Origin of the sequence: Sphingobacterium wenxiniae (assembly GCF_900116225.1) — a bacterium.
GTDB classification, from domain to species: Bacteria; Bacteroidota; Bacteroidia; order Sphingobacteriales; family Sphingobacteriaceae; genus Sphingobacterium; species Sphingobacterium wenxiniae.
Genome location: NZ_FOZZ01000008.1, coordinates 26,228 through 49,484, shown reverse-complemented (window position 1 = coordinate 49,484; position 23,257 = coordinate 26,228). Strand labels below are relative to the sequence as shown.

The 23,257-nt window shown below is 39.8% G+C and carries 23 protein-coding genes; 2 read left to right on the top strand and 21 right to left on the bottom strand.

What is annotated here, in order from left to right:
* Positions 1-70 precede the first annotated feature (70 nt).
* From BM375_RS11510 to BM375_RS11410, 21 genes are all read right to left on the bottom strand, one after another.
* Positions 71-841, bottom strand: a complete 771-nt coding sequence (locus BM375_RS11510; protein ID WP_093366227.1) for a glycosyltransferase family 29 protein — start codon at positions 839-841, stop codon at positions 71-73.
* Positions 842-843: 2 nt separating this feature from the next.
* Positions 844-2,412, bottom strand: a complete 1,569-nt coding sequence (locus tag BM375_RS11505; RefSeq protein WP_093366225.1) for an N-acetylneuraminate synthase family protein — start codon at positions 2,410-2,412, stop codon at positions 844-846.
* Complete coding sequence (locus BM375_RS11500) at positions 2,357-3,040, bottom strand: inositol monophosphatase family protein (protein ID WP_093366223.1); 684 nt, start codon at positions 3,038-3,040, stop codon at positions 2,357-2,359. Before BM375_RS11500 ends, BM375_RS11505 begins: the two co-directional genes overlap by 56 nt.
* Positions 3,033-3,770 carry an acylneuraminate cytidylyltransferase family protein gene (locus tag BM375_RS11495; protein ID WP_093366221.1) on the bottom strand — a complete coding sequence of 246 codons (738 nt, stop codon included), beginning with the start codon at positions 3,768-3,770 and terminating at the stop codon, positions 3,033-3,035. Before BM375_RS11495 ends, BM375_RS11500 begins: the two co-directional genes overlap by 8 nt.
* Positions 3,743-5,044, bottom strand: a complete 1,302-nt coding sequence (locus BM375_RS17490) for an ABC transporter ATP-binding protein (protein WP_093366219.1) — start codon at positions 5,042-5,044, stop codon at positions 3,743-3,745. Before BM375_RS17490 ends, BM375_RS11495 begins: the two co-directional genes overlap by 28 nt.
* A gap of 18 nt (positions 5,045-5,062) precedes the next feature.
* On the bottom strand, positions 5,063-5,923 hold the full coding sequence (locus tag BM375_RS11485) for an ABC transporter permease (protein WP_244525887.1): 861 nt from the start codon (positions 5,921-5,923) through the stop codon (positions 5,063-5,065).
* Positions 5,913-7,292, bottom strand: a complete 1,380-nt coding sequence (locus BM375_RS11480) for a nucleotide sugar dehydrogenase (protein WP_093366215.1) — start codon at positions 7,290-7,292, stop codon at positions 5,913-5,915. The genes BM375_RS11485 and BM375_RS11480 overlap by 11 nt, the downstream gene beginning before the upstream one ends.
* Before the next feature lie 3 nt (positions 7,293-7,295).
* Positions 7,296-8,369, bottom strand: coding sequence for a hypothetical protein (locus BM375_RS11475; protein ID WP_093366213.1), 1,074 nt, complete (start codon positions 8,367-8,369; stop codon positions 7,296-7,298).
* A gap of 2 nt (positions 8,370-8,371) precedes the next feature.
* Entirely contained in the window at positions 8,372-10,882 is a 2,511-nt protein-coding gene (locus tag BM375_RS11470; RefSeq protein ID WP_093366211.1) for a polysaccharide biosynthesis/export family protein, read from the bottom strand.
* The gene (gene rfbA, locus BM375_RS11465) at positions 10,860-11,747 is read right to left on the bottom strand and encodes a glucose-1-phosphate thymidylyltransferase RfbA (protein WP_093366209.1); all 888 of its coding nucleotides are present in this window, start codon (positions 11,745-11,747) and stop codon (positions 10,860-10,862) included. Before rfbA ends, BM375_RS11470 begins: the two co-directional genes overlap by 23 nt.
* Positions 11,748-11,880: 133 nt before the next feature.
* Positions 11,881-12,738 (bottom strand): dTDP-4-dehydrorhamnose reductase, encoded by an 858-nt coding sequence (rfbD, locus tag BM375_RS11460; protein WP_093366207.1) that lies wholly within the window; start codon positions 12,736-12,738, stop codon positions 11,881-11,883.
* A 165-nt stretch (positions 12,739-12,903) separates the two neighbouring features.
* Positions 12,904-13,455: a dTDP-4-dehydrorhamnose 3,5-epimerase gene (rfbC, locus tag BM375_RS11455; protein ID WP_093366205.1), complete on the bottom strand. Its 552-nt coding sequence runs from the start codon at positions 13,453-13,455 to the stop codon at positions 12,904-12,906.
* Positions 13,456-13,548: 93 nt separating this feature from the next.
* Positions 13,549-13,899 (bottom strand): four helix bundle protein, encoded by a 351-nt coding sequence (locus tag BM375_RS11450; RefSeq protein ID WP_170852646.1) that lies wholly within the window; start codon positions 13,897-13,899, stop codon positions 13,549-13,551.
* A 201-nt stretch (positions 13,900-14,100) separates the two neighbouring features.
* A complete protein-coding gene (rfbB, locus tag BM375_RS11445; RefSeq protein WP_093366400.1) occupies positions 14,101-15,153 on the bottom strand; it encodes a dTDP-glucose 4,6-dehydratase in 1,053 nt (350 codons plus the stop codon).
* Positions 15,154-15,226: 73 nt separating this feature from the next.
* Positions 15,227-15,478: a four helix bundle protein gene (locus BM375_RS11440; protein ID WP_212611674.1), complete on the bottom strand. Its 252-nt coding sequence runs from the start codon at positions 15,476-15,478 to the stop codon at positions 15,227-15,229.
* A 168-nt stretch (positions 15,479-15,646) separates the two neighbouring features.
* On the bottom strand, positions 15,647-16,942 hold the full coding sequence (locus BM375_RS11435; protein WP_093366201.1) for a nucleotide sugar dehydrogenase: 1,296 nt from the start codon (positions 16,940-16,942) through the stop codon (positions 15,647-15,649).
* Positions 16,943-16,960: 18 nt separating this feature from the next.
* Positions 16,961-17,446, bottom strand: a complete 486-nt coding sequence (locus BM375_RS11430) for an adenylyltransferase/cytidyltransferase family protein (RefSeq protein ID WP_093366199.1) — start codon at positions 17,444-17,446, stop codon at positions 16,961-16,963.
* 17 nt (positions 17,447-17,463) lie between these two features.
* On the bottom strand, positions 17,464-18,453 hold the full coding sequence (locus tag BM375_RS11425; protein WP_093366197.1) for a mannose-1-phosphate guanylyltransferase: 990 nt from the start codon (positions 18,451-18,453) through the stop codon (positions 17,464-17,466).
* A gap of 9 nt (positions 18,454-18,462) precedes the next feature.
* Positions 18,463-19,020 (bottom strand): 3'-5' exonuclease, encoded by a 558-nt coding sequence (locus BM375_RS11420; protein ID WP_093366195.1) that lies wholly within the window; start codon positions 19,018-19,020, stop codon positions 18,463-18,465.
* Between the two features lie 65 nt (positions 19,021-19,085).
* Positions 19,086-20,186, bottom strand: coding sequence for a toxic anion resistance protein (locus BM375_RS11415; protein ID WP_093366193.1), 1,101 nt, complete (start codon positions 20,184-20,186; stop codon positions 19,086-19,088).
* A 3-nt stretch (positions 20,187-20,189) separates the two neighbouring features.
* Positions 20,190-20,975 (bottom strand): hypothetical protein, encoded by a 786-nt coding sequence (locus BM375_RS11410; protein ID WP_093366192.1) that lies wholly within the window; start codon positions 20,973-20,975, stop codon positions 20,190-20,192.
* A 239-nt stretch (positions 20,976-21,214) separates the two neighbouring features.
* Here BM375_RS11410 and BM375_RS11405 point away from each other — a divergent pair, with 239 nt between their 5' ends.
* Both BM375_RS11405 and BM375_RS11400 read left to right on the top strand, forming a co-directional pair.
* A complete protein-coding gene (locus BM375_RS11405) occupies positions 21,215-22,675 on the top strand; it encodes a WG repeat-containing protein (protein ID WP_093366190.1) in 1,461 nt (486 codons plus the stop codon).
* A 7-nt stretch (positions 22,676-22,682) separates the two neighbouring features.
* Positions 22,683-23,177, top strand: coding sequence for a hypothetical protein (locus tag BM375_RS11400; protein WP_139227573.1), 495 nt, complete (start codon positions 22,683-22,685; stop codon positions 23,175-23,177).
* Positions 23,178-23,257 lie beyond the last annotated feature (80 nt).

Sequence of the window (23,257 nt, the reverse complement as noted above, 5' to 3'; positions counted from 1 at the left end):
AGGAGCTACAAATATATTATTATGGGTTATCATCATTATATATCTTCTTAGGTCGGAAAGATCAAATACTTTAACTAATTATTTTACTTAGTGTTGAATCAACCTTTAGTTTTCCTCCCCATTCTAATTTTTTCTTAAGGAAATATGAAAATTCTGAGTCTGGAGAATGGTTGTTATACTTTTTAAAATGATCAATCCAGTGCGATAAATCCCCCTGTCTATAGCCTGGATTATGGGGCGTCTTAAAAAATGTCACACCGGTAATATAGACTTCCTTACATGGACTATTTAATATGGTATGTATTGCAGCGAATCCGGTTGTTGGAGAATAGCCTTGCAAATCTTCTTTAATCTTTTGATACTGCTCATAATCCAATTCGCATATTCGCACCCTTCCCTTCGTCTTATTGAAAAAATTAACGAGAACATTATGGTTATACTTATTATCATTAGAATTAAAAGGAAAAATAATCTTCTCGACACACATCTTTTTCCAAAGCTTAATATTAAACTTACTCCCCCCATTCAATTCATCCTGTCCCTCACCTAATGAATGAAACAATATATCTGTTCTTTTTCCTATATATTCAGAGTATCTCTCTATAACATCAACTCCCTTATTAATGCGTACAACAACATCATAATTGTCGATATAATTACCTAATTTATCTTTAAAAGCAGAATCTGCGCCTCCAACAATAGCCACTCGCTTATCTTTAAACCACTTCTCGTCGAAAGGTATAAGAGCTTTCTTTTTATACCTTTCAAACAAATAGTTACTATATCTATTTTCGACCCTCTTCTTCAAGTTGGAAAGCTTCCGTAGAATTTTATTTATCATACTTAATTCACTTTATTATTTGCCTGATACTTGTGATGCTCAAATTGATATACTTGCTTCACTTTACTACCACACATTATTTCCGCCCTACGAATGTCGCTCACAAATTGTTTAAAGTTACTATTATATAAATCAATTGCAACACTATCAAAATGCACCCACTCCAAATCCCCTAACTTAACATGCTTTTCAATCATCCTAGCCCCAGCAGCTACTGCCATCATACAACCTAAGCTACCTAGATCATGCGACGAGTACCCAGGGACAATATTAGGATACTTCTCTCGCAGCGCATCATAATGCCTCACTACACTCACTTGACATCCCTCTGGTGGTGTCGGGTATGAAGATGTGCATTGTAACAAGAAAAATTTGTTTTCTCTCACCAAATTATTTAAAACAAAATTCTCATAATCCTCATCGGTAAAACCTGTTGATACAACTAACTCCCCTTTAAAATCTTCTGCTACCTTAGTCAAGTAGTTTTTGTGATTCGAAATCGTAGAAGGTAATTTGATAATTGGGCAATCTAATTTCTGCATATAAAGATAGGAATTCCAATCCAATACTGATGCGAACCAAGGAATATCCCGTTTTCTACATTCTAAATCTAACAGATCAAAAAGCTCATCCGATAACTCGACTGCGTTACGGTAATCTCTTAATGTATTCCCAAAAGGTGAACTATAAGGAGCATTAAGTTCTTCCTCTGTATAAAAAGTATCTACATCTCTTTTCTGCACCTTAATCATATCTGCCCCGCTTTCCTTCGCCAACTCTATCATCTTTAGCAATCTGTTACGGTCTCCGATATGATTGTTCGTAAATTCAGCTACTACTATAACTTTATTAGAGCTATCCAGTTCATCCAACAATTCTTGATAAAGAGTGGAATTGGTTTTTAATGCATATGATTCTATATAGCGGTATAAACTTTTCTGAAAATCTTCTACACTCAAAGCGCTATATTTCTTGTTTCCTACATGCTGTAGCTCCAAAAGAGGATATTGCTTTTGAATATGCTGTAAAATAGTCACAAAAAGGGATTCCTGTGTTCTTAAATGTGCGTTTCTATATTCTAATCCATGCAAATCATTGTCTTGAACCGATGGCATATAAAAATCAAAGCCCAAGAAGGCAGTTTCAGTAAGGATACCTTTTACAGCTTGGAACTCTATCGCTAATTTAATTGCCGATAATAAAGTAAAATCCAAGATATAAAATTCGGATGAAGCAAAATAAGTATAAATACGCTCTATCCCATCCTGATCAAAAGAATGATATTCGGCAGGAATGTGTTGAGAAGAAGGTAATTTTACGTCTTCGGGAGCCAAATAATATTTTGAAGAAAAACCATCCCTCTTATAAATTGATAATAGTTCAGCTTTATAAAAGACTGTGAAATCAGCATTTAGGCTAAGCCCTGCGTCATTTAGCGTAATGATAAAATAATCATCTTGTAGTTTTTCAACAGAAACATCTTTTATAGAATTTCCCTTACCAACAATAGCTATTTTAGTTTTGTTCGATTCTAAAAATATATTTCTGATCTGGTCTAAGCAATTCTCCATGATATTCTTTATTATTTACACTTACTTTTAAATTATTGTCTAAAGCTAAATTCAGCCCTGCAATAATATCCCAAACCTTAGCTCCTTTGGGGTTCTCAAAAGAGTGATAGGATCCTGTAACGACGTTATACATATTATAGACGCAACAACCTATAATACGATATTCAAAACCGTCTTTTAAATTTAAAATATCCTCCTTTGTTAGGCTTGATGAGATTCCAGCTATGCGGGATTCAAAACGCTTTACCTCTTCCCCAGTCTTTAGATATAAATCCAATTCCGGCAATGCTAAAAGCGCCTCTGTGCATTTTCCCTTTTCGTAAACACAAAACGAAACCCCCCATTCCTTTAAACCCGAAACAAAATTTTCGGTTCCATCTATTGGATCTAAAATAATTAACTTTTCGGAATTAAGAGCTTCCAAATTCCCTTCTGGTGACTCTTCTGAAATTAAGGCATATTCCGGAGCTTCAGTTTTTATAAAGTCCTTTATGAGTTGCTCACATAGTAGGTCTCCCTTAGACACATAACTGTTGTCTGCTTTTAAAACCTTAGAATCTCTTAATGACAAAATCTCATCAAGATTTCGCCTAATTATTACTTCTACCCGAGAACTTATTTTATTCATAACGTACCCCATTTTCTATTAACCATTCTTCTGTTCTTTTGAGGTCATCCAAATCATGTACATCAAAACAACCTTCTGTAATAAAGGGAAATATTCGATTTCCCATCACTGGCCAAGGGTATTGTCCATTTTCGGATTTCACTCCATTTTTAACATCAAGAACCCAAAAAGAATGGTCAAAAAAAACACAAGGTTCTAGTTCCTGTCTATTTGCAGAAATATATTCTGTGTCACTTCCTACAAAATTACCTAAAGTCCCGTCTGCATTTATTCTTTTTGCCCTCCTAGGGTGATACTCATATTTGTAATGACTTGGAATTACTGATGTATAGTTATTATTCATCAATAGGTCTATACATGAATCAAGCATCTGTGTCGTTATTGTACCTACATTAGCGTGAATAACTATCAGTATATCAATCTTTCCAATATCTCCTTCAATGAAATTTAACGCATGTTTAACTGCATCTGAACTTTGCGAAGTTGGCAAAGCCAATTCATCAGGCCTCTTAATACTTTTAAAGCCAATCTCTTCACCAACTTTAAGAATTTTATCATCATCTGAACTCACATAATAATAATCTATATAGTTCGAAAATTTTGCTGCTAATCCTCCCCATTGCAATAAAGGTCTGCCCATTACAGGTAGAATATTCTTGTTTTTTAATGTATTGTTTCCTCTACCTATAATTAATGCGACAATTATAGGTTTGCTTTCAGATATTGCCATGTCGGTTCTATATTAAAAATGCCTGGTCGTTTTTTATCGGCTGCCTGATAACGGATATGTTTTGATAAAATATCAATATCAATTCCTATACCATTCCTCTCATATTGATCTGGTGTTGAACCAAAATGACCAATTTCAAAATCAAAAGTATAAGTACCCTGTTTTAAGAACGGCACAGGGTATTCTACACGTATCTTATAAACACCCGAATCTCGATGGAGAATTAGATTTTCTAAAGTTGAAATATCAAAATTCAGCATAATAGTATCAAATTGATCTTTACAATAAATAACGATGCCCCTATTCGCAACTTTTTCCTTTATACTTAACGTGATTTCGAAACCAATTTTATCATGAAAATCTAATAAGGGACTATCTGTAGGTTGACCATTTTTCAATAATTGAACATGATTAATCACCATTGGTTTTTCAGGTAAATCGTTAAATATAGAGGAAGTTTTCAATATTGCATCACCAGCATTACTTTCCATATACAATTGTATAGATGAGTCGATATCTCCCGCATATTTTACGGTACCTGTTTCCATGAAGAGGCCTTTACTACACAAAGCTTTTATAGAACCCATATTGTGGGATACAAACAGGACAGTCCTACCTTCTCCTTTACTGACATCTCCCATCTTTCCTAAACATTTCTTCTGGAACTCAGCATCTCCTACCGCCAATACTTCATCTACAATCAGAATCTCTGACTCCAGATGTGCCGCTACCGCAAACGCTAAACGCACATACATTCCCGAGGAATAACGTTTTACAGGCGTATCAATATAGCGTTCTACTCCCGAAAAATCGACTATTTCATCAAATTTACGAGCAATCTCCTTTTTGGTCATGCCTAATATAGCCCCATTCAGATAGATATTTTCGCGTCCGGTCATTTCGGGATGAAAACCCGTACCCACTTCCAGAAGCGAAGCTATACGTCCCTTATATTTAATTGAACCAGTAGTTGGCTTTGTTACCCGGCTTAACAACTTTAAAAGGGTTGACTTTCCTGCACCATTCCGGCCGATAATTCCAACCGCATCCCCTTGCTCGATCTGAAAATCAACGTCTTTTAGTGCCCAAACATACTCGGAACTTCCTTTCTTAGTTCTGTCGTTGGTCTCGCCAATTTTTAAATAGGGATCTTCCTTTCCACGAATAGATGCCCACCATCGGTTTAAATCATGGGATAAAGTCCCTGTTCCTACTTTACCCAAACGGTATTGTTTGGATACATTTTGTATATCTAACGCAATGCTTTTATTCATTATCTATCTTTCACTCGATTAAACGGTATCCATAAAGGACTTTTCTACCTTATTAAAGATTAATACACCTAAAGCCAATATAATGATTGCAAATGCCGTAGGGTAAAATAATATCGTTGGATCAAAGCTGCCCTTTCCTAAAAAAGCATACTTAAAGCCTTCAAATATACCAATCATAGGGTTATATTGTAGGTATACCTTAACAGACGCCGGCATAATAGAAGAAGGGTAAATAACAGGAGTCGCGTACATCCACAATTGAATACAAAAACCCAGTAGCATAGATACATCTTTATATTTAGTCGTCAAGCTAGAAAAAATCAATCCTAATCCCATAGCAATAATGGAACAGAGCAAGACATAATAAGGTACTGCCAATAGCCATATATTCGGTTCAATTACCCCTTGCATCCAATAATACAACCAAAACACAAAAAATAGTAGCATTTGCACCCCAAATTGCATAAGTCTCGAAATAATAATCGATAAAGGCATCACCAACCTAGGGAAATAGACTTTACCAAAGACATTGGCATTGGCAGTAAAGACATTAGAGGTCAAGGTTAAAGCTGAAGAAAAATAATTCCATAAGGTGATACCCGACAGATAAAATAAGATAGGCGGGATCCCATCTGTTGGGATACGGGCAATAACCGTAAAAATAATAATGTAAATAGCCGAGGTCAGCATCGGACTTATAAAAAACCATAAAGGTCCTAAGATTGTCTGCTTAAAAGACGTAACAAAGTCTCGCCTTACTAAAAGCGATACTAAGTCCCTGTATTTCCATACCTCCCGAAGCTTCAGATCAAATAGCCCCGTCTTGGACGTGATGACCTCGTCCCAATGTTCCTGTTTTTTTACAACGTTACTCTCCAATGGCATAATATTTAAAACCCAATGCTTCTAAACTTTGTCTATCTAAAATTTTCCGCCCGTCAAAAACAAAAGATGGTCGTTTCATATCTTCTTTGATTTTTTGCCAATCATATCCCTTAAACTCATCCCATTCGGTCAGTACAGCGATGGCGTGCGTTTCACGACAAGCCGCATAGGGGTTGTTAACAACAGTCACCAATCTTCTATTGTCTTCCGGGGAACGTGTGCCCAAAGAATCTAAGTCTTTGTAAACCTGCTCTGCAGAAACTTTGGGATCATAAACTACAATACTTGCTTCTTCATTTAAAAGATAATCTGCCACATATATCGCTGCAGATTCACGTGTATCGTTCGTGTCCTTTTTAAAGGCCCAGCCCAAGAAGGTAATTTGTTTGCCGTTAACCGTATTGTATAAGGTCTGTATTATTTTTTCAGCAAAACGCTGTTTTTGGTGATCGTTCATAAGAATCACCTGCTCCCAATAGTCAGCTACAGCATGCAAATTATACGAACGGGCAATATACACAAGATTTAAAATATCCTTTTGGAAACAAGAGCCTCCAAAACCGACCGATGCTTTTAGAAACTTAGAACCAATGCGCGAATCCATACCGATGGCATGTGCGACCTCGTTGACGTCTGCTCCTGTCACTTCACAAAGTTCAGATATCGAATTGATAGATGATACCCGTTGTGCCAAGAAAGCATTAGCCACCAATTTTGACAATTCGGAGGACCACAGGTTGGTTGTGATAATCCGTTCACGTGGTATCCATGCTTCATAGACCTTCACCAAAGCTTCTATAGCCTCTGGGTTTTCACCACCTATAAGCACACGATCCGGATTTTGCAAATCCTGAATCGCTGTACCTTCCGCCAAAAATTCCGGATTGGACAAGATATGGAAATTCACGCCATTTCCTGTATTGTCCAGGATAGATTTCAAGGCTTCAGCGGTACGTACCGGTAAGGTAGATTTCTCCACCACAATCTTATCTGTCTTGGCAACGGAAGCTATTTGACGCGCACAAAGCTCGATAAACTTGAGATCAGCAGCCTGCCCCTTACCTTTACCATATGTTTTAGTAGGGGTATTCACCGATATAAAAATCATATCGGCCTCATCAATGGCTTTATCGACATCGGTCGAAAAAAAGAGATTGCGTCCTCTCGCTTCTGCCACCACTTCCTTCAATCCTGGCTCATAAATAGGCAATTGATCCAAATCTTCCCCATTCCATGCAGCAATACGTGCGGCATTCACATCAACAATGGTAATTTGTATATCAGGATTTTGCTGCGCTACAACCGACATCGTAGGTCCTCCAACATAACCGGCACCGATACAAGTAATCTTACTTATAATCATATTTTAATCTTTCATTATCTGTTTAAACACATAAACCATCGTCAGCAATAGGCCCGTTAACAAAACTCCTCCAATAGCCCCCAATATACCAATCTTATTTTTATTCGGGTTCGTTACATTCAAAGGATATCTTGCCTCATCGATTATCTTAATCAGAGGAACCTCCTGATCAAGCGAGAGACGTGCCATTTCCAAATTTCTACTAAACTCCGCATAGAGGCTTCTTGATGCTTCAACCTTGACCTGAGCATCTTGTACAGGGACCTGCCTTAATGCCCCACGGGTAGGGTTTAAATTTGGGGTTTGATCGGTTGATGCCGCAACTCTTGAAATAGCACTTAACAGAACTCGATGCACGGAATCTGCTTTATGCTGTAAAATCCTGACATTTTCATAAGATTTTCCTCCTTTTATTTCCATATACAAGGTATTTACCTTATCCACTATCTGTTGATTAAACGACCTTGCAAACACTTCATCTTCAGCACTGACATTAACTTGGAGCATACTTGCTTTTGGATTTGGATAACTTACAGAAAAATAACCTTTCGCAACATTGACTGCCCCATTCATAATACTATCCCGTTGTCTCTGCCTTTCTGGCGAAGGAAATAACAAAAATTGCGTATCTTCAAGTAAGTCTCTATTGGTCTCTGTCAACTTCTCCTCCAACTTTTCATTAATCGAGAATAGCTTTTGTATCAATAAGGTTGTACTATCATCCTCCATTGGCGATAGCAGCACTTCTTCCAAAATAGTACGGGACTTATAAAGTTCCATCAAGCTTTCTCCCTGAAAAAGATTTACTGAACCCGTTCCGCCCCCGCCTCCTAAAAAAGCGCTTAATCCAGACATATTTCCTTTAGGAGAAGTGTTACTTTCTAAAACAAATGTGGTCGTAGCAGTGTACATCTTCTTTTTTTGTCCCTCATATAAATAGCCTATACCATAACCTATCCCTCCGACAATCAATAAAATATACCAATATTTAAAAACATAGTATAGGGCTGCCCTTGCGGTCAACACAACTTCCTTTAAGGAGATCTCATCACTATTGATTACTTTATTATTTTCCATTCTTATCTTCTAAATAAAGTCACCAGAATAGCTGTCATTGAGACCAGACCAGAAGTCAATCCTACAATAGCTTGTACCGAAATCTTTTGCTTCTCCGGTTTCTGTGGGATAATAATCTCAGCCCCAGGTCTTATTTCTGGATAAATCCGTCCCAATCCTTTTTGTGTTCCCTTAACCGAACCATTGGCATACTGTACAAAAGTCTTCGATTTATGCGCACGGGATGTATATCCTCCCGCCTGATTGACGTAATACTTTAAGTTTCTGCCTTTCTGATACACGACAGATATCGGACTAAGTACCTCACCTACTATCTTCACAGTCTGTAATTGTCGTGGCACAGTCAGCACATCTCCTTCTTCCAAAAAGATATCCAACCTGGATTCCGGACGTTTAACAATACGTTTTAAATCGATTCCTATATACTTATTAAAATACAGATTAGTTTTACTCTGCCCTTCCTTAATCTTACCTAAAATCGCATTCCGGTTTTCCTCGTTTTGTAACTCCAGAGAATCTATCAAATTGTTATCTAACGAAGTCGCCGATCTGGAACTTTGTACCGCTATTTCTGAGCTTGTCGCAATACGTTGCAGCGAAGCGCCCTCCAGATAGGCGTACTCGGTAAAGCCACCGGCTCGTTCTATCAGGTCAGATATACGCTCATCTTTACGCACCAAGGTGTAAACTCCAGGATATCTCACTTCACCCTCAATCCGTACCTGGCGCTGTAATTGGTAACCGGTACTTGTTCGGATACTAATCATATCAAAAGGTTGCAAAACAAAATCAGATTGCACTGCTTCTTCTTTGTTATCGAATTTCACCACCATCAATTCTGACAAAACAGAATCTCGTTCGTTGATATTTCGACGGATACGCCGAGCAACCTCAATACGTTCAATATTTGCGGCATCGGAAAGCCCACCTGCCATTTGGATAGCACTACCCAAAGTCATCTCTTCGGCATAATCCAACTGACCCGGATGACGAACCTCACCGTCAATGGTTACGAAATATTCATCCCGCAGGTCGAAAATAGAGGTAACCACTAAACGATCTTCACGTCGCAGCGGAATATCCTCAATTTCACCGTCCAATAACTTTTTGAGATCAAAGGATAGTAGTCGTTGTGTATTATCCGGATTCAATCGTTGCACATAGGCTCTCGCCGTAAATGCATCCTCACGAATACCTTCTCCTCTTTTCAGCAATTCTCCCACGGTCAAACCCGGAGTTAATTCATAATCTCCAGCACGAAAGACCGCTCCATCCAATACAACCCGATTCGCATAACGTTCCAATATTTCCTCGACAATATAATGATCCCCGTTGAAGGGCTTATATATTGCAAAATCAGTCTCCTTAATATCGAAGATGCCCACATCTTTCCCTGTAGAGCGAAGCACTTTTACACGAGCAGTATAAGCCTTATTATCAAAGCCTCCTGCATAGCGTAACAAATCAGCAAACGTTTCACCATCTTTAATCTCAAAGAAGCCGACTCGCCTCACCAATCCTTCCATTTGCACGCGTGAAATATAAACCGGAATATGGATAACATCCTGATCTTCCAGACGAATATTGCCTGCCTGCAAACCATTGACCAGAAAATCATAAGCATCAATAGTACTGACAACTTCGTTATTCCTAAGCACCTGAATGCTTCGGAAAGATCCCTGATCATTTGGTCCACCTGCGGCATACAAAGCATTAAATACGGTAGCTACCGCTGGCAAGGTATAGGTTCCCGGCTGTGTGACAAAACCCGTCATCGTCACCTTGATACTCCGCATGGCTGCAAGATTTAGATCAACTTTCGTACGACCTGAACGGATTGCGGGGTATATGCTCGTCAGACGATTGGATATTTTTGTCCGGGCAGCTTCTACACTCAAACCGGCAATATTGATTAAACCGGCATATTCCACCTTGATTGCTCCCTCTGGCGTAACAGTCAATTCATAGCTGGCTTCATTATCACCTGTAATATCCAAACTTAGCTGATCGCCTGCCCCCACTACATAGCCCTTGGGAGTAGGCATATTCATATTCGGTTCAAAGCTAATCGCATTGTTCTTGAATAATTCAGAACCAAAAATTTGAAATTGCTTATCAAGCTCTTCTTCAATCTCAATATCCTCATTTAGGGTATCGACCAATGGCGTAAACCAATCCTGATCCAATAGCACCTTTTTGGTCTTCTCTTTTGTAGCTGGGCTTCCTTTGCGCAAGCGTTCATTTTCCCGTTTCTTTTTAAGCGCAGTAATCCTGACCCTTAGTTTCGTTATTTCGGCATTTGGCATCCCTTGTTGCTGCAGGGAATTATACAAATCCTGATCACTCATCTCTTGCTGTTCTGCCCGAGACCAAAGGTTCTCAATCTGTGGCTCCGTCAATTGATCTACCTGTATTTTGGAAAAATCACGAATCTGCGCCCCGATGGACGTACAGACAAAAACGAGGAAAACCCCTATAAGGGTTCTCAAACTATGCCTTATGCTTTTCTTCATACTCCAATTTTACAATACGCTTTAAATATTCGCCATAACCTGACTTTATCAACGGTTCAGCAAGTTTTAATAATTGTTCTCTGTCAATATACCCCATACGGTATGCAACTTCCTCAATAGCACCAATCTTCATGCCTTGGCGTTCTTCGATGACCTGCACGAACTGTCCTGCCTGCATCAGAGATTGGATCGTCCCCGTATCCAACCAGGCCGTACCTCTATCGAAGATACCTACCTTCAGTTTCCCTTGCTCCAGATATACTTTATTGACATCCGTGATTTCCAACTCACCTCGGCTGGATGGTTGAATGTTCTTTGCAATATGGACCACGTCGTTGTCATAAAAATACAATCCCGGAACAGCATAATTAGATTTAGGCTTCTTAGGCTTCTCCTCTATGGATACTACTTTTTTATTTGCGTCAAACTCCACTACGCCATAGCGCTCCGGATCATGGACCGGATAAGCAAACACAACTCCACCATCTGGATCAGCGCTGGATTGCAGCAGTTTTGACATACCCGATCCATAAAAAATATTATCACCTAAAATCAGAGCAACTTTATCATTACCAATAAACTCTTCTCCCAAAATAAAGGCTTGCGCTAAACCATCAGGGCTAGGCTGTTCTTTATAAGAGAACTTGCAACCGAGTTGTGATCCATCACCTAATAATTTCGCAAAGTTAGGCAAATCTTTTGGAGTTGAAATGATTAAAATTTCTTTTATTCCTGCCAACATCAAGGTAGACAAAGGATAGTATATCATCGGCTTGTCGTACACAGGCATCAGCTGCTTGGAAACAGCAAGAGTTAACGGATGGAGACGAGTACCGGATCCTCCGGCAAGTATGATTCCTTTCATTTTTGTATTTTTTTGTAGTTAGAAAACAGTTAGATAGTTAAGAAGTTAGATAGTTAGAGAAACCATACCCTCGAACCTGTTCTAATCCAACTCTAACTTTTTTAACTCACTCTAACTTATTCTAACTCTTATTCTAACCAATTCTAACTTGCTCTAACATTTTACGCAAGCTTTCTCGCCAATAAGGCACTTCTACGCCGAAAATACGTTTTATCTTGCTTTTATCCAATAGTGAATATTTTGGACGTTTTGCTGGTGTTGGATATTGCGCTGTTGGAATTGGGTGGATTTTACACTCTAACCCTTTAATCTCCTTAATTGCTTCTGCGAAGTCGTACCAGGAGATCTCGCCTTCATTAGAATAATGGTAGATCCCACTGACCCAATTTTCGCCTTCAACGATGGCTACTATTGCTTGTGCTAAATCTTTTGCATACGTAGGGGAACCGATCTGATCATTAATCACAGAGATTTCATCTCGCTCGCTCATCAGCCGAATCATCGTTTTGACAAAGTTATTTCCATACGTTGAATAAACCCAAGATGTACGGATGATAATTGCCTCTGGCAACCACTTTTGAATAGCCTGCTCACCTCTGAGTTTCGTCAAACCATATATGTTGATTGGGTTTACCGGAGCATTCTCTGCTAAGGGATTCACGGAGCCCCCATCAAAAACATAATCTGTAGAGATAGCGAGTAGTTTAGCCCCATGCAACCGGCAATATTGCGCAATTTCCTCAGACGCCAAATGATTCACCGCATCGGCCAGATCAGATTCTGATTCAGCCTTATCCACTGCAGTATACGCTGCGGCATGAATAATAATATCCGGTTGATACATCGCCAGAATATCCTGAATAATCAAAGTCTGGTCTAAGGGAAGTTGTTTACGATCAAGAAAGTAGCATTCCTTATCAGACTGTTCCCTTAAAATCTCCTGCAGCTCAGAACCTAATTGGCCATTTGCACCAGTAATAAGTATTTTCATTTTTGTTATTTTTGAAGAGTGAGAATTTAGTTAGAATTTAGCTAGACAGTGAGAATTTAGTTAGAGAGTTAGACGTTAGTTAGAAGGTGAGAGAGTTAGCTCTCTAACTCCTAAACGCTCTCTCACTCCTTAACTTCTTAACTTCATCTAACTCCTTAACTCCATCTAACGCTCTCTAAACACCTCCTTAAACGATAGTGCTTCCTTATCCTTATCAGACAACAACAGCTCACTTTCAGCGATTTGCCAGTCAATTGCTAAATCCTTATCCAGCGGATGTACACCACATTCGGAAGCTTTATTGTAAAAATTGTCACACTTGTAAAAAAACGTCGCTGCATCACTCAACACAACGAAGCCGTGCAAAAACCCTCTTGGAACAAACAATTGTAGGTTATTCTCTGCCGACAACCGAACAGCTACATGTTGTCCAAAGGTTTCGGATTGGGGACGTACATCAACGGCTACATCGATGACTTCACCTTCCAATACACGGACCAATTTAGCTTGTGCATATTCACCTGCTTGCGCATGCAAACCACGCAACACCCCCCGTGTCGAATAGGACTGATTGTCCTGCACAAAATGGGTGTCTGTACCCGTCAGTTCATTGAAAGTTTTCTCATTGAAACTCTCCATAAAATAACCACGGCTATCTCCATATTTTGCCGGCTCAAGTATAAAACAGCCTTTTAGTTTTGTATTTGTAATTTTCATTCGTTGCGATCATTTATGTTAGAAAGTTAGAATTTAGTTAGAAAGTTAGAATTTAGTTAGAAAGTTAGAATTTGGTAAGAAAGTTAGAAATGTTTAATCTCCTAAACTTTTGATCAGTTTTGCTAGCATCCTTTTTATTAAATATATTTTATTAACAATATGTTCTTCGGTTTCACAAAATGATAACATAACAGCGATCTCTAATTGTGCATCTACTTCACTCAAAGAACCCATAGCTATATACAAAAATCTGATAAACTCTGCTTTACCTTTTCTCCCAGCCCCCTCTGCAATATTGGAAGGAACAGAAATACAAGCCCTTTTAATCTGTGCAGTCAAGCCATACTGCTCCTCTTTAGGAAACTGGTTAGTTAATTTGTAAATATCAACCACAAGCTCTAACGACAACTTGTAGACCGCTAAATCTTTATGTGACCTAATCATAGTTATAGAAGCTTAAAATTATTGTTAGTAAGAAGCAATATATTAATAATTACCCAAATGATCTAACTTTTTTCTCTCACTCCCTAACCCTCTCTCACTCCTTAACTTTCTAACCCTTTCTAACTCTCTCTAACTCCTTAACTTTCTAACCCTTTCTAACCCTTTCTAACTCTCTCTAACTCCTTAACTTTCTAACCCTTTCTAACTCTCCCTATACTGCCCCTCATAATACTTCTGATAATCCCCACTGGTTACATTATCCAACCATTCCTGATTATTTAAAAACCAATCGATTGTAATGGATAATCCCTGTTCAAAAGTAACGGAAGGCGTATATCCCAACTCTTGATTGATTTTGGTTGCATCTATGGCATAACGCAAATCATGTCCGGGGCGATCTTTTACATAAGTGATCAACTTTTCTGCAGTACCTGCCGGACGACCTAATTTCTCATCCATTTGCTTACACAATTCTTTGACCAGATCGATGTTCTGCCATTCGTTGAAACCACCTACATTATACGAATCCCCTGTTTTACCCTGATGGAAAACCAAATCAATAGCCCGGGCATGATCTATCACAAAGAGCCAATCACGTGTATATTTCCCATTACCATAGATAGGCAACGGTTTTTCATTTAAGATATTGTGGATACAAAGAGGGATTAGCTTCTCCGGGAAATGGTTTGGCCCATAGTTATTGGAACAATTTGTCAGGATCACCGGCAAACCATAGGTATCGTGATACGCACGAACAAAATGATCAGAAGAGGCTTTGGAGGCAGAGTATGGAGAATGCGGATCATAGGCTGTCTGCTCCGTGAAAAGTCCTGTCTCGCCTAAAGTGCCATACACCTCATCCGTAGAAACATGATGGAAGCGTTTGCCTTCATATTCGCCATTCCATATCGCTTTAGCAGCATTTAAAAGGTTAACCGTTCCGATAACATTGGTCATCACAAAGGCTAAGGGATCTGAGATGGAGCGGTCTACATGGGACTCCGCTGCCAAATGGATAACGCCATCGGGCCTATATTCTTGAAAAATAGCCAAAATATGGTCAGCATCCCGAATATCTGCCTTCACAAAGGTATAGTTTGATTTATTTTCAATATCCTTAAGGTTTTCTAAATTTCCGGCATAGGTTAAAGCATCCAGATTGACGATATGATAATCCGGATATTTATTCACAAACTCCCGAACAACATGCGAGCCAATAAAGCCTGCACCTCCAGTGATAAGAATTGTTTTCATTTGTTTATTTTTTTTGCGTATTTGCATATTCGTAAATGTGCGGATTTGCGCTTCTATATTCCAGCGAATCTGCCTACTTATCAAATTTATTATACAAGCTATTCAGTTTATTAGTTATCATCTCTGTTTTTTCTCTATGAGCAACGTTGGTCTCTTCATCTATAAAAGTCAAATCATGCGAAAGCACCAATATACCTATAACCTCAATGGCAGAAGAAAAGGCTTGATTGATAAACCTTGCCTTGTCCTTCTCAGTTCTGCGACTCATCCCTTCGGCGATATTCAGCACAATACTGACGGCAGCTCGTTTTAATCGCGAAGTCATCCCATATTTTCGGAAGACGGAAACTTCTCACATATAGAATAGACATCCTTGACCAAGCATCTGGCATCTTGTCAAACCTCTAATTTCTCGAAATAGAATTGCCTCATTATTTTTGTTTTTTTTGCATATCTGCCTATCTGCAAATCCGTGAATCTGCGAATTCACATTCTACAACCGAGCATCAACCAAATCCCGGTCTAAACAAGCCTTGATATCAAATACAACTGCAGTTTCTTTTTTCAAAGTAGAAATATCTAATTGCAGAAACTCTTGATGGGCGACGGCAAGGATAACCGCCTCATATTGTCGTCCTTCGACAAGCTCAGGATGACAATCTATACCATATTCATGCTTGACCTCTTCCGAGCTTGCCCAAGGGTCATACACATCGACTAGAAGACCATAGGTCTCTAAATCCCGTACGATATCCACTACTTTCGTATTCCGCACATCAGGACAATTCTCTTTAAATGTAATGCCCAACACCAACGCTTTAGCTCCCTTGATAGCAATATCTTTCGCAATCATCAACTTTACGACTTTAGAGGCTATAAAAGATGCCATCATATCGTTTACCCGTCGTCCAGATAATATCACCTGCGGATGATAACCCAACTGCGAAGCTTTCTGCGCAAGGTAATACGGATCGACAGAAATACAATGCCCACCAACTAAGCCGGGCTTATATTTCAAAAAGTTGAATTTTGTTCCGGCAGCTTCCAGTACATCCGTAGTATCAATTCCCACCCGGTCAAATATTAACGCCAACTCATTGACAAAGGAAATATTCACATCACGCTGGGCATTTTCAATAGCTTTCGATGCCTCCGCCACTTTAATAGATGGCGCTTTGTGGGTACCCGCTTGAATAATACTCCTATATAACTGATCTATCTCTTGCGCAACCGCAGGCGTACTTCCCGAAGTGACTTTCTTAATCGAGGTTAAGGTATTCACTTTGTCGCCCGGATTGATTCGTTCAGGGGAGTATCCAACAAAAAAATCTTCATTAAAAGTCAAGCCAGAGACTCTTTCCAACACAGGAACACATTCCTCCTCCGTACAACCGGGATAAACCGTGGATTCGTATATTACGATATCGCCTTTACTCAGAACCTTCCCCAGCATCTCGGTAGCTTTTATCAGGGGAGTCAAATCTGGGGAATTATATCGATCAATCGGCGTGGGCACCGTAACTATATATATCTGAGCCGATTCCAAATCAGATAATTTGAAAGAAGCCTTATACCCTCGTTCAAAAGAGGTCTGATTAAACAAAGAAATACCTTTATTAAGCTTATCAAGATCCGCCTCCATTGTCCTATCTTTCCCTTGGTTAAGTTCCTGGACACGTGAATCATCAATATCAAACCCAATGACTGGGTAAAGTTGTGCCAGCTCAATTGCCAAAGGCAAACCCACATATCCCTGCCCTATAACGGCTATCTTCTTTGTATTACTCATTTATTCTAAATTAATAAATTATTTACCGTTTCTTTCAGCTTCCTTCTGCGCGACAATCTTACGGAGTCCCGAACTGGAAAAGCGGTGATCACGACTGTTAAAATACAGTTCTATACCCTTCTCCTCACAATACTTTCGTCCTGTAAAATCTTTGTCTTTATATTCATCTCCTACGATACGTACATCCAGCTTAAAGGAACGCAGAATATCTTCTAAATCCTGCTCAGTGGAATAAGGAACAATCTCATCCACATACTCACAACCCCGTAACTGTATATAACGCTCCACAACTGTCTGCGTTGGTGGGTTCTTTTCCGGACGATCCAAAGTAGGATCCATCTGCAATCCACAAATCAGATAGTCGCATTGACGTTTTGCTTCTGCCAACATCATGATATGTCCGGCATGCAAAAGATCAAAAGTAGAGAAGGTAATCCCTACCCGTGGACCAGGATTGTAATCCCTATGCTTCTTTTTTGCTTCTTTTTTCTTCTCTTTTTCCATTATGTATGAGTGATAAGTTAAACCAACTCTGAATTATCTTTTTCAAGCTGCTCATAGATGTGCTTGACATCCTGCGCATGTGCTTTGTCCAAAATTAACACGGCATCATCTGTATGCACAACAATACAATTTTTCAACCCCAAGAAGAAGGTTGGTTTATCGCTACCGATCACCACATTGCCTTGTTCGTCGTGCTTATAGCCTTTATTGATCAGATACTCATAAAGCGAATCGAAAGCCCCCATATCCGACCAATCGAAGAAAGCCGGTACAACTTTGATGCTATCGCTACGCTCCATAATGGCATAATCCACACTTTTAGAAGGGATTTTCAAGGACAACTCTTCATCCAGTACACCGTTATCAGAGGCTTCAAAAGCTAATTTAGCTGCATTATACAGCTTCGGGTCAAAGCGTTCCAATTCATTGAGATAGGTGCCTGCCTTAAAACAGAATATACCAGAGTTCCACAGGAAGTTACCTCGTTTCAAAAATTCTTTTGCCGTCTCGAAGTTTGGTTTCTCACGAAAAGAAAGCACATCGTTGCCTTCGGATTCTATATAACCATATCCTGTTTCCGGACGTAAGGGTTTAATACCAAAAGTGACCAAAAAACCATCTTTGGCAAATTCGATTCCTCGTTTGACGGCTTGAAGGTATTGCTCATTACCCTCAATGAGATGGTCAGAAGGTGTGGCAACCAGCACATCTTCCGGATCAACTGTAAAAGCTGCGAATGCTATCGCAGCAGCAGTATTCCGGGGAGTGGCTTCTTGCACAATTCGATGGGGAATATCCTTTAATTCGGCTTTGGCCAAATCAATATTCTGTGTAGAACCAACCAATAAAACCTCATCACATACACTTTTATTACGCTCAATTGTCAATCCAAACAAAGATTTCCCATTAAAGAACGGCAAATACTGCTTCGGTTTGGATTTACGGGACAAGGGCCACAAACGAGACCCCACCCCTCCTGAAAGAATAACATTAATTATTCGGCTCATATATACTTTTTACGAATGCTTATTGATTAAAACTTCTTCTTTGGGAAAATGCCGTTCGACCAATGCTGGCGTCACCTTATCGCTCATCATATACAGCTGGGCACAGGCTCTGGCATCAGACAATGGGTCATGGTGCTGCAAATCTATTCCCATAATCGAACAACAAATACTTAATTTGGTTTTCTGAAAGCCTTTTGCACGGTAGATTTTACTGGTGCAGTCCCACATTTTGGGCAATTGCAGTTTACGATAATCCAAGCCATAAAAATTCATGGTCTGCATCAACACTTCCCGATCAAACTTTTCGTTATGAGCCACCATGTGATGTGGTGTCAAATAAGATTGAATGGTAGAAAACACTTCAATGAATGTCGGGGCTGAGGCTGTATCCTTGGCTTTGATACCATGTACACGGGTCGTTTGCCACATATAACGGTTCTGTGGAGGTTGTACCAAAGCATGATACTCATCCACAATCTTTCCTTCCTCCACTTTTACGATGCCCACCGCACATACACTGTTGTATGCAGCAGTAGCCAACTCAAAATCTATCGCTGTAAAAGTCATGATGCAAAGATAGGAAAATCTAATGTGTTTAATTGGTTAAGCGTTTAAACGCTTAACCAATTAAACTACTGAATAAGTTTATCATCCGCCGCCGACTTCAACAAATTGTTTTTCAACTCGTTCTCCGATTGCAGAAGTTCCTGTTCTACCACTTTACGTTTTTCACGCCCTTCACGTTGGATTTGCAACACCTGCTCAATCGTAGAGACAATATCCTGATTGGCTTTCTTAATGGTTTCAATATCGACTATGCCACGCTCGGTTTCCTTAGCAACATTGATAGTAGATTCTTTCAGCATTTCGGAATTCCGGCGAAGCAATTCATTTGTTGCATCGGTTACTGCTTTCTGGGCTTCCAGAGCTTTCTGCGAATGAGCAATTCCCAAAGTCAGTACCATCTGATTCTTCCAAAGTGGAATAGTGTTCACCAATGAGGATTGAATCTTTTCCATCAGCGAAGAACTATTGTTTTGGATAAGCCGAATCTGTGGCGCAGTCTGCAGAACTACCATTCGGGTAAGTTTCAGATCATGCACTTTGCGCTCAAAACGCACCACATGCTGCTCCATATCTTTATAGGCTTGAATTTTATGCTGATCGCCTGTTTCTTCAGCCTCAGCTTTCATCTGTGGCAAAGTGACCGCATGGGCTTCCTGCAATTTCTCTTCTCCGGCAGCAATGTAGAGCGAAAGCTCCTTGAAATAGTTTTGGTTTTCTTGGAAAAGGCGATCAAAGATATGCACGTCTTTCCCAAGATTTTTATAGTGCCCTTCCAGTTTCAGCTCAATCTGATGGATATTTTTTTCTACCGATTGGTACTCGGTACGCATCCGTTGAAGTTTCTTCTTCATATTATCGAAGAATGGTATCAACGGCTTTTTATTCACATTTTCGTCAAATGAACGTATATCCGAGCGTAGGTTCAGCAGAACATCTTCGGCACCTCCCATATCCTTGGTACGCACCTGCTTCAAAATCTCGTTGGAGAAATTGCTCACCTTGGTCTGACTACCGACACCAAACTGAATGACATCAGTTGTAGAAGTCAGGTTAATTTTATCTTTATATTGTTTTATCAACGCTTTTTCCTCTTCCGTAAAAGGAACGGTGATCGACTTATTTTGGTCTTGGTTGTCGTCAATAGGGGTTATATCTAAATTTGCCATAATTTACTCTTTTAAAAGATTTCTATTTCTTAGGGTCTGAATGTACACATCGGTCTCTGCCGAAACATCCAAAATGCCCAGTTTGATCTGATTAGTAACTTCTTGCTCGATAGCCGCAGCGGCCTGCACGATGACTTGCTCCAGTTTACGTTTCGATTCCACAGTAACGGTATTGTGCAATCTGGAATTTTCTATCTCATCGTATTTCATGAGCACACTAACTATCGTAGAATGCCGCACCAAAAATTTCTCCGCTTCCATCTTATCCTTCTGCTCCAATAATTGAAACAGGTGGATGATGCGGTCAATATTTTGATGGATGGTCTTGTTATCAATTTCCTTACGCCAGTGCAATAGCCTTTCAACGAACAACTGTGGCGTATCCAAAGTTGCTTGTGGCAGTTGCAGGAGATTCTTAGGTGATGCGGAAGGAATCCATGCTAATGGGCGTATTTCAGCCAACTCCAAACGGCGGAGATAGGGTTTTGCCCGGCTGAGCAACAAACCATTCCCGACAATATAGCTGGACACATATCCACCCAACGTTAACAGCATGCCCTGTGAAAGCGTACCAAAGAAATATACAAAGGAAGCAAAAAGTGCTATCTCTGCCATCAGCAGAATCAGAGCTGTAGCATACCAGGAACGTATCTTACTTTTTTTTGCCTGCGAAAGCATGATAAAAGGAAAAATATGCACGGGTATAGGAAGGATTGCAAGTATGGAAATAAACGTCCATGTCAATTGACGCAACTCCCAGCCTTTCGATTTTTTGGTCACTAATCCCATCTTGCAATTTACTTATTTTTTCTGTAACTCAAAGATAGGACATTTTTTTATCGGGTGTATTTAGGTACAATTTTATTTTCCCTTTATTAAAAGCTATAGGCAGTAAGCCTTAAAGCTATGCAGCTTATCTCCGGAATCTCGTTCACTTCCATAACAATAAAAAAAGTCATCCATAGCCTATAAAAATAATTACTACCGTTCCTTATTTTTTCTCACCTTTGCTCTATAATATTTCATCTATGTACAAAAGTATATTCACACTGCTTTTAAGCTTCGTTACGCTCCATCTTTGCGCACAGGAGAAGCTCTTTAAAATTGATTACAAACTCTCTTTATCTGAAGCTCTGCTTTCAGAGGCTGACTCCTCAACAGAAAGTTCCTTAGCGATGATTGCTGCCTTGGCCGCAGCTTTTGCAGAAGATGACAAGCCACAGGTACAGGCTTGGGTTAATAAGGATTTTATACGTGTTCAAACGGAAGGTCTGGGAGAAAACATTCAGATTACTAACCGCAAGACAGGAGAGTCATATATCCTATACCCTTCTATGCAGACCTATACCGAAGCTAGTGATGCAACCGATAAACTGGACATTCAAGCCACAGAAGACGATTTCAACGTATTCAGTACAGCTGATTTAGATTTGCAATTTATCGAAGGGCGCAGTAAGACCATTGCTGGTATACCTTGTAAATTAGCCATCCTGGATCTAGGAAATCCAGAATATGAGGATATAATCCCTGAGGGCGCTCAATTAGAAATATGGTATACCGAAACGCTTCCATCTTTATACTGGGGCGAATATGCCTACTTAAAGAAACTACCCGGCGCGGCTCTATATATCGGTGCTTACGGCATGGGGATCGAGGCTTCCAGCGTAAATACGGTAGCCTTTGATGCTTCTCTATTTGAGGTTCCGGAGGAGTACGAACTGCAAGACTACTCCTCTGCGGATTATGATGCAAGCGACATCCCTCTGGGACACGACTTATTCACTTACCAGGATGAAGAATCCTCCCTAATCGGAATAAAAGATGCAGACAATAACATCATCACTCCTGCCAAGTATTCCGGTATATACGAATTTGTTGAAGATTATGCGGTGGTCTTAAGCGCTGACGGGTTATATGGGCTCATCAATGCAGAAACCGAAGAAGTAATCCCCTGTACGTGGGACTACCTGCAATTGGATGGCGAACAACCCTATCTCATCTTTTCAGAAAACAGCAAAATGGGCATTATGACTCCACAGCAGGAAGTTATTGTTCCGGCAGAATATGAGTACCTTTCTTCCTTTAACCAGGGCTATGCGACCTTCACCGAAGGCACAAAAAGTGGCTTGATAAACCTAAAGGGGGAAGTTGTCTTGCCTGCGACCTATGAGGTTATATCAGAATATGTGCAAGACAAAGCAATTATTCTGGAAGGGGACCTGTATCACCTCGTAGACATCAAGTCCAACAAAAAAAGCACAACCGGTTACACCTATTTGGCTTTTGCCAACGAGGACAATTTATTGGTTGCCTCTAAGAATGAAAAATATGGTTATATCTCTTATGCGGAAAAGGAAGTCATTCCTTTCAAGTATTATTATGCAACTCCTTTTTATGACGGCATAGCGACTGTTTACGAGACCGAAGACGGTGATATTCAATACATCAACGGCAAAGGGGAAACTGTGGACGTGGCGACCGAATGGTAAAAGAATAGTGATATTTACAATAAAGAGTGGCAATCTTGCCGCTCTTTGTTATTTTTGGGGTATGGAGAACCCCAGCTTTCAGATTGCCACCTTACATCGTGGCAGGTACATGTTGCTCTTATTACTAGGTGTATGCATTGTCACCGCGATAGTCTCACGGTTTCCGTGGACGGAAATTGCAAAGATCCTGACGGTATTGGTAAGTTTGCCATTCCTTCTTTACCTCAGCATCCGATGGAGCAGAAACAATTCTTCATGGACAATTAATGCGGATAATGTACATGTTGTTTTCCGGAATGGGAAGGAAGAGATGATAACATTCAAGGATATAAAATATTTCCGAAATCTCCCGCGTTCGGGAGGGAACCTGCTCATGATTTTCCTACAAAAATCCAGAACACCCAAACGATTTTGGCGCAATAAGCTCTTCCAGCAAGAAGATCAATTAAACAGCTTAATACACGCCCTAAAACAGAAAGGCGTAGAATATTATTATATGTAACATCAAGTGATGATGGTGACTAACGTGATTGCGGAAATGAAGAGCCTTCATAACCATTATCAGTACCATAACTTAAAAAC

What these genes read in the sequence shown, in the direction of transcription:
- BM375_RS11420 (WP_093366195.1), bottom strand. Translation starts at nt 19,020, where the DNA reads ATGACTTTTACAGCGATAGATTTTGAGTTGGCTACTGCTGCATACAAC.
- rfbC (WP_093366205.1), bottom strand. Translation starts at nt 13,455, where the DNA reads ATGAAAATTACAAATACAAAACTAAAAGGCTGTTTTATACTTGAGCCG.
- rfbA (WP_093366209.1), bottom strand. Translation starts at nt 11,747, where the DNA reads ATGAAAGGAATCATACTTGCCGGAGGATCCGGTACTCGTCTCCATCCG.
- BM375_RS11495 (WP_093366221.1), bottom strand. Translation starts at nt 3,770, where the DNA reads ATGGCAATATCTGAAAGCAAACCTATAATTGTCGCATTAATTATAGGT.
- BM375_RS11435 (WP_093366201.1), bottom strand. Translation starts at nt 16,942, where the DNA reads ATGAGTAATACAAAGAAGATAGCCGTTATAGGGCAGGGATATGTGGGT.
- BM375_RS11450 (WP_170852646.1), bottom strand. Translation starts at nt 13,899, where the DNA reads ATGATTAGGTCACATAAAGATTTAGCGGTCTACAAGTTGTCGTTAGAG.
- rfbD (WP_093366207.1), bottom strand. Translation starts at nt 12,738, where the DNA reads ATGAAAATACTTATTACTGGTGCAAATGGCCAATTAGGTTCTGAGCTG.
- BM375_RS11510 (WP_093366227.1), bottom strand. Translation starts at nt 841, where the DNA reads ATGATAAATAAAATTCTACGGAAGCTTTCCAACTTGAAGAAGAGGGTC.
- BM375_RS11475 (WP_093366213.1), bottom strand. Translation starts at nt 8,369, where the DNA reads ATGGAAAATAATAAAGTAATCAATAGTGATGAGATCTCCTTAAAGGAA.
- BM375_RS11505 (WP_093366225.1), bottom strand. Translation starts at nt 2,412, where the DNA reads ATGGAGAATTGCTTAGACCAGATCAGAAATATATTTTTAGAATCGAAC.
- BM375_RS11500 (WP_093366223.1), bottom strand. Translation starts at nt 3,040, where the DNA reads ATGAATAAAATAAGTTCTCGGGTAGAAGTAATAATTAGGCGAAATCTT.
- BM375_RS11415 (WP_093366193.1), bottom strand. Translation starts at nt 20,186, where the DNA reads ATGGCAAATTTAGATATAACCCCTATTGACGACAACCAAGACCAAAAT.
- BM375_RS11410 (WP_093366192.1), bottom strand. Translation starts at nt 20,975, where the DNA reads ATGGGATTAGTGACCAAAAAATCGAAAGGCTGGGAGTTGCGTCAATTG.
- BM375_RS11440 (WP_212611674.1), bottom strand. Translation starts at nt 15,478, where the DNA reads ATGACTTCGCGATTAAAACGAGCTGCCGTCAGTATTGTGCTGAATATC.
- BM375_RS11405 (WP_093366190.1), top strand. Translation starts at nt 21,215, where the DNA reads ATGTACAAAAGTATATTCACACTGCTTTTAAGCTTCGTTACGCTCCAT.
- BM375_RS11470 (WP_093366211.1), bottom strand. Translation starts at nt 10,882, where the DNA reads ATGAAGAAAAGCATAAGGCATAGTTTGAGAACCCTTATAGGGGTTTTC.
- BM375_RS17490 (WP_093366219.1), bottom strand. Translation starts at nt 5,044, where the DNA reads ATGAATAAAAGCATTGCGTTAGATATACAAAATGTATCCAAACAATAC.
- BM375_RS11480 (WP_093366215.1), bottom strand. Translation starts at nt 7,292, where the DNA reads ATGATTATAAGTAAGATTACTTGTATCGGTGCCGGTTATGTTGGAGGA.
- BM375_RS11425 (WP_093366197.1), bottom strand. Translation starts at nt 18,453, where the DNA reads ATGAGCCGAATAATTAATGTTATTCTTTCAGGAGGGGTGGGGTCTCGT.
- rfbB (WP_093366400.1), bottom strand. Translation starts at nt 15,153, where the DNA reads ATGAAAACAATTCTTATCACTGGAGGTGCAGGCTTTATTGGCTCGCAT.
- BM375_RS11430 (WP_093366199.1), bottom strand. Translation starts at nt 17,446, where the DNA reads ATGGAAAAAGAGAAGAAAAAAGAAGCAAAAAAGAAGCATAGGGATTAC.